We start from the raw sequence: 13665 nt of genomic DNA, 5'->3' as shown, positions 1-13665 counted from the left end.
GAGGTGGCATTCTACTCGCTATGCAGGCTTGCATAAATCGACTCTGCGAGCTTTTTACTGATCCCCGGTGCTTTGGCGATCTCTTCGATGCTTGCACGAGACAGCTCCTGCAATCCACCAAAATGTTTGAGAAGCTCCCGCCGCCGCTTCGGCCCCACGCCCGCCACCCCTTCCAGGGTCGAGGTGCGTCGGGTCTTGCCACGTCGGGCACGGTGCCCGGTGATCGCGAAACGGTGAGCCTCATCGCGAATCTGCTGGATCAGGTGCAGCGCCGGCGAGTCGCCTTTGAGGGTGAACTCGTGGGCCGCGTCATTCAAGTACAGGGTTTCGAAACCGGCCTTGCGTGTAGCGCCCTTGGCCACGCCGAGCAGGATCAGGTCCGGCACCGCCAGCTCGTTGAGCACATCACGGGCCATGGATAGCTGGCCCTTGCCGCCGTCCACCAGCAGGATGTCCGGTAACTTGCCCTCGCCGTCCTTGAGCTTGCTGAAGCGTCGGGTCAGGGCCTGATGCATCGCCGCGTAGTCATCGCCGGCGGTCACGCCTTCGATGTTGTAGCGCCGATAGTCGGACTTGATCGGCCCCTCGGGACCGAACACCACGCAGGACGCCACCGTGGCCTCACCGCTGGAGTGGCTGATGTCATAGCATTCCAGGCGCTGCGGTGGTTCGTCGAGGTTGAGCACTTCGGCCAGGGCATCGAACCGGGCAGCCACGTGCTGCCGGTTGGCCAAGCGCGCACTCAAGGCCTGTTCGGCATTGGTCACGGCCAGTTGTTGCCAGCGGGCCCGGGTACCACGCACCCGGTGGCTGATACTCAGTTCACGCCCACGCTGTTCGTCGATGGCGGCAATCAGGGTTGGAAAGTCTTCGTGGACCACGTTGACGATCAACTCGGCCGGCAAGTCGCGTTCAGGGCTGCTGATAAAGTATTGGCCGAGAAACGCCAGCATGACCTCGGCCACCTCCTCCTCGATACCGACCTGGGGAAAGAAGTTCTTGCTGCCCAGCACTCGCCCACCGCGCACGCTGATCAGGTGCACACAGGCACCGCCCGGGTTAACGAAAGCCGCCACCACATCCACATCGCCAGTGCCGCCTTCCATGCTCTGCTGGTCCTGGACCCGGCGCAGCAGGGAGATCTGGTCTCGCAGTTCAGCGGCCTTTTCGAAGTCCAGGGTGCTGGCGGCAGCTTCCATGGCGCTGGAAAGCTCGTCGGTCAGGGCATTGCTGCGCCCCTCCAGGAACATCACCGAATGCCGTACGTCTTCGGCATACACCGGCGCGTCCACCAGGCCGACGCAAGGCGCCTTGCAGCGCTTGATCTGGTACTGCAGGCAGGGCCGAGTGCGGTTCTTGTAGTAGCTGTCTTCGCACTGGCGGACCATAAAGGTCTTCTGCAGCAGGCTCAGGCTCTCGCGAATGGCGCCGGCACTGGGGTAAGGACCAAAGTACTTGCCCTTCTGCTTCTTGGCCCCACGATGGATGCTGAAGCGCGGAAAGTCGCCATCGGACAAAAACACATAGGGATAGGACTTATCGTCGCGCAGCAGGATGTTGTAGGGCGGCCGCCATTCCTTGATCAGCGTCTGCTCGAGCAGCAGGGCCTCGGTTTCATTGGCGGTGATGGTGGTTTCGATCTGCGCGATGCGCCCCACCAGGGCAGCGGTCTTGGGCGCCAGGCCGGTCTTGCGAAAGTAGCTGGCCAGGCGGTTTTTCAGGTTCTTGGCTTTACCGACGTAGAGCAGGCGCGCTTCGCTGTCGAACATGCGATACACGCCGGGACGGCCACTGCAGGTAGATAGAAAAGCACTGGGATCAAACTGGTCAGTCATTATCAGGCGCTGGCATCGACCATGCCGTGGCGAACCGCGAGCAACGTCAACTCGACATCACTGCTGATCGAGAGCTTCTCGAAAATACGGTAACGGTAGGTGTTCACGGTTTTCGGCGACAGGCACAGCTTGTCGGAGATGATCTGCACTTTCTGGCAGCCGACAATCATCAGCGCGATCTGGATCTCACGCTCGGACAAGGCGTCGAACGGCGAATCACTGGAAGGCTGGAATGACTTGAACACCAGTTGCTGGGCGATCTGCGGGCTGATGTAGCGCTGGCCGGCAAACACCAGGCGGATCGCCTGGACCATTTCGTTGAGGCCAGCGCCCTTGGTCAGGTACCCGGCCGCACCGGCTTGCAACAAGCGGGTCGGGAACGGGTCTTCTTCACAGACCGTGACGGCCACGACTTTGATGTCAGGATGGCTGCGCAGCAATTTGCGCGTCGCTTCAAGACCACCGATACCGGGCATCTTGACGTCCATCAGGACTACATCGGGTTTCAGCTCCCGAGCCTTGAGCAGGGATTCCTCTCCCGACTCGGCCTGTCCGACTACTTGCAGGCCATCGATGTCAGCCAGCATTCGTGTAATGCCTGTACGAACGAGATCATGGTCATCGACTACTAGCACCCTAATCAAGCAGACACCTCGCGAAATGGTCTTATAGGTTGCCGGACACCTTAGCAAAAAAGCAGCGCCCAGACCTAATGGCAGCGCGACATAAAGAGCATCTATTCACAATAATCAGCGATTACCGAGTTATCCCTGAGTAAATGCTTGGTTCTCAGGTTTCGCGCACCCCCACCTTTCTGCGCGACACGCTGGAAGCAGAGAGCTCTGCGAGGGTCATGGTCAGGCGCCGGATAGCATCCTGATCCTCCTTGAACAACGCTCTGTAGCTGTCCAGCACCTTCTCCTCGGTCTGGCTCAGATGACCGACATGGACCGGAATGCGGCTGCCGGTCAACACATACAGCACATCCACCCCCTGGGCGGCGACCCGTGACAGATAATCCGCCTTGGGCGCACGGTCACCGCTCTCGTACTTGCCTTGCGCGTTGGCTTCAACGCCACCTATTTCACCAAAAACTTTCTGCGACATGCCCAGGCGCTCTCGCTCCCGTCGTAACCGCGAACCGATTCCACTCATTTGGATGTATGATCCCATTTTATACACCCCTAGGGGTGTTACACTCTTCACGCATTGAACAAATTTGAACGGTTTTGAACTATGCCCGGTATCCGCACTGCCGCACAAGCCAAGGCCTGGCTAGAACACCAAGGTAAATCCGTACAACAGTTCGCACGTGAACACGGTGTCGATCCAGCGACCACCTATCAGGTGCTGGCCGGACGCAAAAAAGGTCGGCGCGGAGAAGCGCATAAAGTCGCGGTGCTGCTGGGCATGAAGGACGGAATCATTCTGGCGGACGAAATACCCGCTCAACTCCCTACCGTCGAACCGTGACAGCCAATCGGAAGCAGCCCCGCCTACCCAGGTGCGACACAGTGCCGCTCCATCCGTAGAAAACACTCGTCTTCGCCCACCACCTCAAGCCCCATCCGCCGATAGAGCCCCTGGGCCGGGTTGTCCTTGAACACGGTCAAGCGCAACAGGCCGCGCCGTTCATGGCGTGCCTTCGCCAGCATCTGTTCGATTGTCCAGGCGCCGGCGCCCTGCCCTCGGCGACTGGCCTGCACGTGCAGTTCGCGAATATAGAGCGCCTTGAGATCACGGCTCAGGCTGACAAAACCCAAGCGCTCGGCACCACGGCAGATCAGCCAATTCTCCCGTCCGACCCAGGCGACGTCGAACGCCTGATCCAGCCACAGCAGGTCGTGGCGAATGTGATAGCCAAGCATTGTTTCGCGGGTGAGGTCGCGGGCGAACGCCAGGTCCGCCGCGCTGGCCGGGCGCAGTTCGAATCCGCTCAAGAGCACACGACGCCCACGATACGCCCGCTCCAGACCTGGTCCGTGCGCCGGGCGATCACCAACTGTTCGCCGACACCGCGTGCTGCGGCAAGATCGGCCGCCCGCTCAGGCTCATAACCCGTCAATGACAACTCGGGGAACACCAGCAATTTCACGCCCTGCTCGGCGGCCGCGGCCATAAAGTCGAGGTGCCGAGCGATATTGCCAGGCAGGTCGCCTACCACGGAAATCGATTGGGCAGCAGCAATGGTCAGTGTCGGCATGAATGATCCTGAAGGGCGGCAACGCTCGCGAGCGGCGAGTGTGTCATAAAACTTCCGGTGGCTTAATCCATAGATCCCGGCCTCAATCGCCATAGAAATTAGTGATTGAATCGCAACCCCCGCCTCAAGTAAGCTCGCCCCACTTCACGGAGAAACAGCATGTTGCCCCTCATCCCTTCCACGCATCGTCACACTGCCAGCGCCTCGCGCTCGGTGGCGGCTGCCCGGGTGAACAACGTCTGCGCTCCGGCAAGCTTTTATTTTGGGTATTGGTTTAGCCACTGGCGCGCCTGATACCCAAACGGCGCCCACTTCACGGGTCGCCCACCAGAGAACTTCTCACCCCCGGTCGGCTTCCCGACCGGGGGTTTTGTTTTTTTAGGGCTGCACATTTTTAGCAACACACCGAACTTACTGAGGATTGACCCATGAACTACGCCACTTATTACCGTTACCCATCCTTCGCCTGGCGATTTAGCAACCTCCGTTCGGGACAGCCTGCCGCCTCCGATCGGTCACCGACTGGTGGCAACCCAACATCAATCGCCAATCCGGCCAATTGTCGAACACCCCAGTAGGGCCGCGCGCGGGAACCGTCCCGCCGCCTGCCCAGGAAGCCTTGAACATGAACTCGTCCGTCTCTGCCCTGCCGCTGTCCACCCTGTCTTCTGCCAACGAAGCCCTGACCCAGCGCCTGCCCAGCTCGCTTGCCCTCAAGCAGCAACTGCCCCTCAGCGCTGCCTTGCAACAGCAAGTCGCCACCCATCGCCAAGCGGTGCGCAACATTCTCAACGGTGAAGACTCCCGTTTGCTGGTAGTCGTCGGGCCCTGCTCGATCCATGACCCACAGTCCGCTATTGAATACGCCACCCATCTGGCCCGCCTGGCAGCCGAAGTCAGCGACGACCTGCTGCTGGTGATGCGTGCCTACGTCGAAAAACCCCGAACCACGGTCGGCTGGAAAGGCCTGGCCTACGACCCGCACTTGAACGGCAGCGACGACATGGCCGGCGGCCTGACCCTGTCCCGCGAGCTGATGCGGCAGATGCTCGAGCTGGGCCTGCCGATTGCCACCGAACTGTTGCAACCGATGGCTGCCGGCTACTTCGATGATCTGCTGAGCTGGGTGGCGATTGGCGCACGCACCACCGAATCGCAGATCCACCGCGAGATGGCCAGCGGCCTGGCAATGCCGGTGGGCTTCAAGAATGGCACCGACGGCGGGGTCGGCATCGCCTGCGACGCCATGCGATCAGCGGCGCACCCCCATCGCCATTTCGGTGTCGACAGCCAGGGCCACCCGGCCATCATCCAGACCCCAGGCAACCCGGACACCCACCTGGTGCTGCGCGGCGGCCACCGCGGGCCGAACTACGACCGCGCGCATGTGACCCAGGTGCAGCACGAGCTGCAGAAGTTGAAGATCCCGGCGCGGATCATGGTCGATTGCAGCCACGCCAACAGCGGCAAAGACCCGCTGCGCCAACCGGCAGTGTTCAATGATGTGCTGCAACAGCGCCTGCATGGCGACCGCTCGCTGGTCGGGGTGATGCTGGAGAGCCACCTGTTCGAAGGCTGCCAGCCCCTGAGCCCCTCGATGCGCTACGGCGTATCGGTGACCGACGGCTGCCTGGGCTGGGACGCCACCGAAGACTTGCTGCGCAACGCCGCGCAACAATTGCGGACGCTGCCGGCGTCCGCCTGACAGCCCGCGCAGCGGCGACAGCACCGTAGCCGCTGCCGCCAGGTTGCGCTGGCCCTTACAGACAACCCAATACTCTCGGGTTAATGCGGCGCCTGTCCCGGACAGCGTCCGAACGCGGCCCGAGCCTATCGGCAGTGGCTACAGGTCGCGTCTTCGTTGCCGGAACGATTGGCTGCAAGGGTTGGCCAGCGGTCGCGACGGTAACGAGTTGAAGGAACTTTGACGAGAAATAGCCACCTGAATCCGGTAGGCTCTCCACTTTCTTGAAAGGAGCAACTCCCCATGGCCAAAGCCACTGCCCGTCACATCCTCGTTGCCGACGAAGCCAAGTGCAACGCACTGAAATCCGAAATCGAAGCCGGCGCAGACTTCGCCGAAGTCGCGAAAAAGAACTCCACCTGCCCATCCAGCCGTGATGGCGGCAACCTGGGCTCGTTCGGCCCTGGCCAGATGGTCAAGGAATTCGACACCGTGGTGTTCAGCGCCCCGATCAATGTCGTGCAAGGCCCGGTGAAAACCCAGTTCGGTTACCACCTGCTGGAAGTGACCAGCCGCCAGGACTGATCCTGTCGCGATTTGTGTCCATGACGGCCCGCCTTTTGGTGGGCCGTTGTGTTTGGGAGATGGCTTGCGGCTGGCAAGCGAGGCGCCGCTAGCGTACAAATCATGCTCTTCGATCACCCGGCTCGTAAGGCTGACAATGCGACTGTTTTTCCCCACCGTGATGTTCACCGCCCTGACGCTGATGCTGGGCGCCGCAGGTGCCAGTGCCGCACCGCAACACGCCCTGACCGTCTACGGCGAACCGGCCAAGTACCCCGAAGGCTTCAGCCACTTCGCCTACGCCAATCCGCAAGCCCCCAAGGGTGGCAGCATGCGCCGCTCGGCGCTGGAAATCGGCCGTTTCGACCATGTCCTGCCTTATATAGACAAAGGCATTGGCGTGTCCCAGCTCGACGGGATGGTCTATTCGCCCTTGGCCCAGCGCTCGCTGGATGAGCCCTACACCGTATATGGCCTGGTGGCCGAGAAGATGGAGCGCGCCGAAGATGGCTTGTGGCTGCGTTTCTACCTCAACCCCAAGGCGCGCTTCGCCGACAACACGCCGATCACCGCCGAAGACGTGCGCTACAGCTACGACCTGCTGATGACCCAGGGCAGCCTGCGCTATCGCACCCAGTTCGAGGATGTCAAAAACGTCGAAGTGGAATCGCCGCGAGTGATCCGTTTCGACTTCAAGAGCAATGAAAACCGCACCCTGCCCCTGGATATCGCGACCCTGCCGGTGTTCCCCGAACACTGGTGGAAGAGTCGCGACTTCGCCAACGGCGGTGGCTATGACGCGCCCCTGGGCAGCGGTCCGTATCGGGTCGACAAGGTCGACTCCGGGCGCAGCATCACCTTCGTCCGCAACCCTGCCTGGTGGGGCAAGGACCTGCCGGTGAGCCGCGGCCTGTACAATTTCGACCGCTTCAGCGTCGAATACTTCGGCGACATCGACGTCGCGCGCCAGGTCCTGCGCGGCGGCGCCTACGACTACAACCGCGAATTCTCTGCCACCGGCTATTCCGTCGGCTACGAAAGCCCGCCCCTGAGCGACGGCCGCCTGCAAAAGGCCCACCTCGCAAAATCGGCGCCACAAATAGCCCAGGGCTATGTGTTCAACCTGGATAAACCGATGTTCCAGGACCGCCGCGTACGCCAGGCCCTGGCCATGCTCTGGGACTACGAATGGAGCAACCGGCAGATGATGCGCAACATGTACATCCGCCAGCAGAGTTTCTTCTCCAACACCGCGCTCGCTGCCCGCAGCCTGCCGGACGCCGAAGAACTGAAAATCCTCGAGCCCCTACGCGGGCAGATCCCCGATGAAGTCTTCACCCAGGTCTTCGAGGCGCCCAAGACCGATGGCAGCGGAGTGATCCGCGACAAGCAGCTGCAAGCCCTGGCCCTGCTCGAACAGGCGGGGTGGAAGGCCGAAGGCGACACCCTGGTCAACGCCGACGGCGAGCCCCTGAGCTTCACTTTCCTCATCACCCAGAACTCCATCGAACGCCTGCTGCTGCCCTACAAACGCAACCTGGCGCAGATCGGCATCACCTTGAACATCCGCCGCATCGACCCTTCGCAATACGTCAACCGCCTGATGGCCCGTGACTACGACATGATCGTCACCGGCTACCCGGTGACCACGTCGCCGGGCATGGAGCTGTTCAACTATTTCGGCTCCGCAGCGGCCAAGGACGCCGGCTCCAACAACTACATGGTGCTCAAGAATCCGGCCGTCGACACCCTGGTCAATGGCCTGGTGAAAGCCACCAGCCAGCCGGAGATGCTGCGCTACGCCCATGCCCTGGATCGGGTGCTGCAGTGGAACTACTACTGGATCCCCAACTACTACCCGCCAGGAACCTCCACCGTGTGGTGGAACCGCTTCGGCATCCCGGCAGTGCCCGCCAGCAATGACGAAGCCATCGAAAGCTGGTGGGAAGTCAGCAGCACCGCACTGACCAATGAACAGATGGCCGCCGAGCTGATCCGCCGTGGCAAATCCGGAGGGCGACACTGATGCTGGGCTACATTCTGCGGCGCCTGCTGCTGATCATTCCGACCCTGCTGATCATCCTCCTGGTGAATTTCGTCATCATCCAGGCCGCGCCGGGCGGCCCAGTGGAACAGGCCATTGCGCGCATGCAGGGGATTGGCGGCGGTGGCAGCGTCGGCGGTTCCGGCGACATGAGCAGCGGCAGCTCCCGGGCCAGCCGCGGCCTCGACCCGAAACTGATCCAGGACATCGAGAAGCAATACGGCTTCGACAAACCGGCCCACGAACGCCTGTGGCTGATGCTCAAGAACTACGCGCACCTGGATTTCGGCAAGAGCTTCTTCCGTGGCGCCACGGTCACTGACCTGATCCTGGAAAAAATGCCGGTGACCATCTCCCTCGGCCTCTGGGCGACCCTGATCACCTACCTGGTGTCGATTCCCCTGGGGATTCGCAAGGCGGTGCACCACGGCAGCCATTTCGACATCTGGAGCAGCACCGCGATCATCATCGGCTATGCGATGCCGGCGTTCCTGTTCGCCATGTTCCTGATCGTGCTGTTCGCCGGCGGCACCTCGCTGAACTGGTTCCCGGTGCGTGGCCTGGTCTCGGACAACTTCGAACAGCTGAGCACCCTGGGCAAGGTCGCCGACTACTTCTGGCACCTGGTGCTGCCGGTGACGTCCCTGGTGATCGGCGGTTTCGCCACCCTGACCATCCTCACCAAGAACTCATTCCTCAACGAAATCACCCGCCAGTACGTGGTCACCGCCCGGGCCAAGGGCCTGAGCGAACGCCGGGTGCTGTACGGTCATGTGTTCCGCAACGCCATGCTGCTGGTGGTCTCGGGCATTCCCCAGGCCTTTATCAGCGTGTTCTTCGCCGGCTCGTTGCTGATCGAGGTGATCTTCTCCCTCGATGGCCTGGGACGCATGAGCTACGAGGCGGCGGTGTCCCGTGATTACCCGGTGGTGTTCGGCTCGCTGTTTATCTTCACCCTCTTCGGCCTGCTGATAAAACTCATCGGCGACCTGTGCTACACCCTGGTCGACCCGCGTATCGACTTCGCCGCGAGGAACGCCTGATGCTCACGCTTTCTCCTTTGGCGCGCCGGCGCTTCGACCGTTTCAAGAAAAACCGCCGTGGCTGGTGGTCGCTGTGGCTGTTTATCGGCCTGTTTATCCTGACCCTGGGCGGCGAGCTGATCGCCAATGACAAGCCGCTGGTGGTCAGCTACCAGGGCTCGTTGTACTTCCCCGCGTTCAAGCGCTACACCGAGCAGGAATTCGGCGGCCAGTTGCCGTTCCAGGCCGACTACCGCAGTGACTACGTGCAGCAACTGATCCGCAAGGATGGCGGCTGGATGCTGTTCCCGCCGATCCCGTTCAGTGAAGACACGCCCAACTACGACCTGACCCAGCCGGCCCCGAGCCCGCCAAGCAAGGTCAACTGGCTGGGCACCGACGACCAGTCTCGCGATGTGCTGGCGCGGGTGATTTATGGCGCGCGGGTGTCGATCCTGTTCGCCCTGGCCCTGACCGCCATCAGCGCCCTGATCGGTATCGCCGCCGGCGCCCTGCAAGGCTATTACGGCGGCTGGGTCGACCTCTTGGGCCAGCGTTTGCTGGAGGTCTGGTCGGGGCTGCCGGTGCTGTACCTGCTGATCATCCTCTCGGGGTTCGTCGAGCCCAATTTCTGGTGGCTGCTGGGGATCATGGCGCTGTTCTCCTGGCTGGCCCTGGTCGACGTGGTGCGCGCCGAGTTCCTGCGCGGGCGCAACCTGGAGTACGTCAAGGCCGCGCGGGCCCTGGGCCTGACCGATCGCAAGGTGATCGTGCGGCACATCCTGCCCAACGCCATGAACGCCACCTTGAGCTACCTGCCCTTTATTCTGACCGGCGCCATTTCCACCCTCACCGCCCTGGACTTCCTCGGCTTCGGCATGCCCGCCGGCAGCGCGTCCCTGGGCGAGCTGATCGGCCAGGGCAAGCAGAACCTGCAGGCGCCGTGGCTGGGGCTGACGGCGTTTTTCACCCTGGCGCTGATTCTGTCGCTGCTGGTGTTTATCGGCGAGGCGTTGCGCGATGCCTTTGATCCCCGATCTTGATCCACGATCTTGATCCCCGATCGTGATCCACGTTTATGAAGCGGACTGTAGCAATGACTGACAACCTGATCGAAATCCGCCACCTGAATGTCGCCTTCGGCGAGCAGACGGTGGTCCGCGACCTGAGCCTGGACATCCGCCCCGGTGAGTGCCTGGCCCTGGTCGGCGAGTCCGGCTCGGGCAAGTCGGTGACCGCCCACTCGATCCTGCAACTGCTGCCGCAGACCGGTTGCAGCAGCTCCGGCAGCGTGCGTTATCGGGGCCAGGAGCTGCTGGGCGCCGAGCCCGCCACCCTGCAAAAGCTGCGAGGCAATCGCATTGCGATGATCTTCCAGGAGCCCATGACCTCCCTCAACCCGCTGCACAGCATCGAGAAACAGATCGGCGAAACCCTGCTGCTGCACAAGGGCCTGGGAGGCAAACAGGCCCAGGCGCGAATCCTCGAACTGCTGGAGCTGGTGGGCATTCAAAAACCCCAGGAACGGCTCAAGGCCTACCCGCACCAGCTTTCCGGCGGCCAGCGCCAGCGGGTGATGATCGCCATGGCCCTGGCCTGCGAGCCGGAACTGCTGATCGCCGACGAACCCACCACCGCCCTCGATGTGACGGTGCAGCGCAAGATCCTGCTGCTGCTCAAATCCCTGCAACAGCGCCTGGGCATGTCCCTGCTGCTGATCAGCCACGACCTCAACCTGGTGCGACGCATCGCCCAGCGGGTGTGCGTGATGAAGGCCGGGGAAATCGTCGAACAGGCCGACTGCGAAACCCTGTTCAGCGCGCCGACTCATCCTTACAGCTGCGAGTTGCTCAACGCCGAACCTGAGGGCGAAGCGCTGTGCCTCGATGCTCGGGAAACGGTGCTGGAGGTGGACAACCTGAGGGTCGACTTCCAGATCGGTGGCGGCCTGCTGCGCCGCAAGCACTACCTGCGGGCGGTGGATGGCATCAGCCTTAGCGTGCAGCAAGGCAAGACCCTGGGGATTGTCGGCGAGTCGGGCTCGGGCAAATCGACCCTGGGCCAGGCGATTTTGCGGCTGCTGGACTCCCAGGGTGGCATTCGCTTCCAGGGCCAGGCGCTGGATGGCCTGACCCAGAAACAACTGCGGCCGTGGCGCAAGCAGATGCAGGTGGTGTTCCAAGACCCCTTCGGCAGCCTGAGCCCACGGATGTCGGTGGCGCAGATCATCAGCGAAGGGCTGGAGGTGCACAGCCAGTCGACCGCCAGGCAATGCGAAGCGCAGGTGATCCAGGTGCTGCAGGAGGTCGGCCTGGACCCCGCCAGCCGCCATCGCTACCCCCACGAGTTTTCCGGCGGCCAGCGCCAGCGCATTGCCATCGCCCGCGCCCTGGTATTGAAACCGGCGCTGATCCTGCTCGACGAACCGACCTCGGCCCTGGACCGCACGGTGCAAAAGCAAGTGGTGGCGCTGCTGCGCCACTTGCAGGAAAAACACGGCCTGACCTACCTGTTTATCAGCCACGACCTGGCCGTGGTCCGCGCCCTGGCCCACGACATGATCGTGATCAAGGACGGCAAAGTCGTCGAACAAGGCCCCAGCCACGAGGTGTTCGAAGCTCCCCAGCACCCGTACACCCAGGAACTGCTGGCTGCTGCGCAGCCCGGATAATTGCCCCACAACTACAAGAGGGTTGCTGCAGCCGCTACCGAGGCACGAGGCAGCGACTACAGGGTTTGAATCATCGGGCATAATCCCGGGCGCACATTTTCTGGATGCCAGCATGAACGACAGCGAAAACCTCAAGGATTACCAGCGGGTGCGCCAATTGGCGATCCGTTCGCTGTTCGAGATCATCGAGCAGTCCAGCGAGGGCACGGTGATTGTCGACCGCGACGCCAATATCGTGTGGATGAACGAGCGTTATGCCCGGCGTTTTGGCCTGGAATCAGCCGCCTTCGCCATCGGCAAGGCCTGCGAAAGCGTGATCCCCGGCAGCCTGTTGCGGGAGGTGGTGCGCACAGGGCGCCCGATCCTGCTGGACATGCAAGACACCCCCAAGGAGCCGCTGGTGGTGATGCGCCTGCCGATCCACGACGCCGCCGGCAGCGTGATCGGCGCCATCGGCTTTGCCCTGTTCGATGAGCTGCGCAGCCTGTCGCCCATGCTCAAGCGCTACCTGAGCATGCAGGAAGAGCTGGCCTCGACCCGCTCCCTGCTGCGCTCGCGGCAGACCAAGTACAACTTCGCCCACTTCATCGGCACCAGCGCCGCCAGCCTTGAGGTCAAGCGCCGCGCCCGGCGCAGCGCAAGCGCCGACTCCCCGGTGTTGCTGCTGGGTGAAACCGGCACCGGCAAAGAACTGCTGGCCCAGGCCATCCACGCTGCCTCGCCGCGAGCGCACAAGGCCTTTGTCAGCATCAACAGCGCCGCCATCCCCGAAGCCCTGCTGGAAGCGGAGTTCTTCGGCACCGCCCCCGGGGCCTTCACCGGCGCCGACCGCAAGGGCCGCTCCGGCAAATTGCAGATCGCCCAGGGCGGCACCCTGTTCCTCGATGAAATCGGCGACATGCCCCTGCCCCTGCAAAGCAAGCTGCTGCGGGTGTTGCAGGAAAAGGAATTCGAACCGGTGGGCTCCAATGAGGTGATCCAGAGTGATGTGCGGATCATCGCCGCCACCTCCACCGACCTCGAGGCCGCCATCAAGCGTGGCGAATTTCGCGCCGACCTCTATTACCGGCTCAATGTGCTGCCGATCCAGGTGCCCGCCCTGCGCGAGCGTCTGGACGATCTGCCGGCCCTGAGCGAAGGCATTCTCGAAGAACTGCGCAGCCAGCATGAACTGGACCGCGAGGCGCTAGCCCTGCTGGGTCAGCATGGCTGGCCGGGCAATATTCGCGAGTTGCGCAATGTGCTGGAACGGGCGGCGCTGCTGAGCGACAAACTGATGCTCAATGCCGGGGATATTCGGGCGGCCATCGGCAACTTCAGCCCGCTGCCACGGGATGCCGTCCCGCAGATGATCGAGGCGCAACCCCAGGAAACCTTTGCCGCCGCCCGGGAACGGTTCGATCGGCAACTGATCAGCAACACCCTGGCGCAATGCGCCGGCAAGGTGGATGAAGCGGCCCGGCGCCTGGGGTTGGGACGCTCGACCTTGTACAAAAAGATGGCAGCGCTGGGAATTGCCGAGTCTCAATAACGAGACAAAAGTCCCGATCAAGAGACAACCGCCCTTGTGGCGAGGGAGCTTGCTCCCGCTGGGCCGCCCCGCGGCCCCAAACCCCGCCATCGCGGTCTTTCTGATGACCCG

At 62.5% G+C, this 13665-nt stretch carries 12 protein-coding genes and 1 pseudogene; 8 read left to right on the top strand and 5 right to left on the bottom strand.

All coding sequences use genetic code 11. The features are described 5' to 3' along the window. Positions 1–11: 11 nt before the first annotated feature. The 3 genes from uvrC to MF4836_RS01825 all read right to left on the bottom strand — a co-directional run bounded on the left by uvrC (position 12) and on the right by MF4836_RS01825 (position 2990). Positions 12–1835, bottom strand: coding sequence for an excinuclease ABC subunit UvrC (uvrC, locus tag MF4836_RS01835; RefSeq protein ID WP_078468828.1), 1824 nt, complete (start codon positions 1833–1835; stop codon positions 12–14). Between the two features lie 2 nt (positions 1836–1837). Continuing rightward, on the bottom strand, positions 1838–2479 hold the full coding sequence (gene gacA / locus MF4836_RS01830) for a response regulator transcription factor GacA (protein ID WP_020295157.1): 642 nt from the start codon (positions 2477–2479) through the stop codon (positions 1838–1840). A gap of 145 nt (positions 2480–2624) precedes the next feature. Beyond that, complete coding sequence (locus tag MF4836_RS01825; protein WP_078469138.1) at positions 2625–2990, bottom strand: helix-turn-helix domain-containing protein; 366 nt, start codon at positions 2988–2990, stop codon at positions 2625–2627. Between the two features lie 81 nt (positions 2991–3071). Here MF4836_RS01825 and MF4836_RS01820 point away from each other — a divergent pair, with 81 nt between their 5' ends. Continuing rightward, on the top strand, positions 3072–3308 hold the full coding sequence (locus tag MF4836_RS01820) for a DNA-binding protein (protein ID WP_078468827.1): 237 nt from the start codon (positions 3072–3074) through the stop codon (positions 3306–3308). Positions 3309–3331: 23 nt separating this feature from the next. On the opposite strand, the gene MF4836_RS01815 is transcribed toward MF4836_RS01820, so the two are convergent. Together MF4836_RS01815 and MF4836_RS01810 are read right to left on the bottom strand one after the other, a co-directional pair. Next, the gene (locus tag MF4836_RS01815) at positions 3332–3775 is read right to left on the bottom strand and encodes a GNAT family N-acetyltransferase (protein ID WP_078468826.1); all 444 of its coding nucleotides are present in this window, start codon (positions 3773–3775) and stop codon (positions 3332–3334) included. An 80-nt stretch (positions 3776–3855) separates the two neighbouring features. Then, positions 3856–4038 (bottom strand): annotated as a pseudogene (locus MF4836_RS01810) (nitrilase-related carbon-nitrogen hydrolase); the annotation flags it as partial. Positions 4039–4663: 625 nt separating this feature from the next. On the opposite strand from MF4836_RS01810, the gene MF4836_RS01805 reads away from it, so the two are divergent. The 7 genes from MF4836_RS01805 to MF4836_RS01775 all read left to right on the top strand — a co-directional run bounded on the left by MF4836_RS01805 (position 4664) and on the right by MF4836_RS01775 (position 13554). Continuing rightward, positions 4664–5743, top strand: a complete 1080-nt coding sequence (locus MF4836_RS01805) for a 3-deoxy-7-phosphoheptulonate synthase (RefSeq protein ID WP_078468824.1) — start codon at positions 4664–4666, stop codon at positions 5741–5743. Between the two features lie 282 nt (positions 5744–6025). After that, positions 6026–6307 (top strand): peptidylprolyl isomerase, encoded by a 282-nt coding sequence (locus MF4836_RS01800; protein ID WP_020295163.1) that lies wholly within the window; start codon positions 6026–6028, stop codon positions 6305–6307. A 136-nt stretch (positions 6308–6443) separates the two neighbouring features. After that, positions 6444–8312: an extracellular solute-binding protein gene (locus tag MF4836_RS01795; RefSeq protein ID WP_078468823.1), complete on the top strand. Its 1869-nt coding sequence runs from the start codon at positions 6444–6446 to the stop codon at positions 8310–8312. Beyond that, complete coding sequence (locus MF4836_RS01790) at positions 8312–9373, top strand: microcin C ABC transporter permease YejB (protein WP_078468822.1); 1062 nt, start codon at positions 8312–8314, stop codon at positions 9371–9373. The genes MF4836_RS01795 and MF4836_RS01790 overlap by 1 nt, the downstream gene beginning before the upstream one ends. Then, on the top strand, positions 9373–10395 hold the full coding sequence (locus tag MF4836_RS01785) for an ABC transporter permease (RefSeq protein WP_078468821.1): 1023 nt from the start codon (positions 9373–9375) through the stop codon (positions 10393–10395). Before MF4836_RS01790 ends, MF4836_RS01785 begins: the two co-directional genes overlap by 1 nt. A 53-nt stretch (positions 10396–10448) precedes the next feature. Beyond that, the gene (locus MF4836_RS01780; RefSeq protein ID WP_078468820.1) at positions 10449–12023 is read left to right on the top strand and encodes an ABC transporter ATP-binding protein; all 1575 of its coding nucleotides are present in this window, start codon (positions 10449–10451) and stop codon (positions 12021–12023) included. A gap of 112 nt (positions 12024–12135) precedes the next feature. Beyond that, entirely contained in the window at positions 12136–13554 is a 1419-nt protein-coding gene (locus MF4836_RS01775; protein ID WP_078468819.1) for a sigma-54 interaction domain-containing protein, read from the top strand. The last annotated feature ends 111 nt before the right edge of the window (positions 13555–13665 follow it).

This window comes from Pseudomonas sp. MF4836, assembly GCF_002018875.1.
Lineage (GTDB): Bacteria > Pseudomonadota > Gammaproteobacteria > Pseudomonadales > Pseudomonadaceae > Aquipseudomonas.
This window is presented reverse-complemented; position numbering and strand designations above follow the sequence as displayed.

What these genes read in the sequence shown, in the direction of transcription:
- MF4836_RS01825 (WP_078469138.1), bottom strand. Translation starts at nt 2,990, where the DNA reads ATGAGTGGAATCGGTTCGCGGTTACGACGGGAGCGAGAGCGCCTGGGC.
- uvrC (WP_078468828.1), bottom strand. Translation starts at nt 1,835, where the DNA reads ATGACTGACCAGTTTGATCCCAGTGCTTTTCTATCTACCTGCAGTGGC.
- MF4836_RS01780 (WP_078468820.1), top strand. Translation starts at nt 10,449, where the DNA reads ATGACTGACAACCTGATCGAAATCCGCCACCTGAATGTCGCCTTCGGC.
- MF4836_RS01790 (WP_078468822.1), top strand. Translation starts at nt 8,312, where the DNA reads ATGCTGGGCTACATTCTGCGGCGCCTGCTGCTGATCATTCCGACCCTG.
- MF4836_RS01820 (WP_078468827.1), top strand. Translation starts at nt 3,072, where the DNA reads ATGCCCGGTATCCGCACTGCCGCACAAGCCAAGGCCTGGCTAGAACAC.
- MF4836_RS01775 (WP_078468819.1), top strand. Translation starts at nt 12,136, where the DNA reads ATGAACGACAGCGAAAACCTCAAGGATTACCAGCGGGTGCGCCAATTG.
- MF4836_RS01800 (WP_020295163.1), top strand. Translation starts at nt 6,026, where the DNA reads ATGGCCAAAGCCACTGCCCGTCACATCCTCGTTGCCGACGAAGCCAAG.
- MF4836_RS01795 (WP_078468823.1), top strand. Translation starts at nt 6,444, where the DNA reads ATGCGACTGTTTTTCCCCACCGTGATGTTCACCGCCCTGACGCTGATG.
- MF4836_RS01785 (WP_078468821.1), top strand. Translation starts at nt 9,373, where the DNA reads ATGCTCACGCTTTCTCCTTTGGCGCGCCGGCGCTTCGACCGTTTCAAG.
- MF4836_RS01805 (WP_078468824.1), top strand. Translation starts at nt 4,664, where the DNA reads ATGAACTCGTCCGTCTCTGCCCTGCCGCTGTCCACCCTGTCTTCTGCC.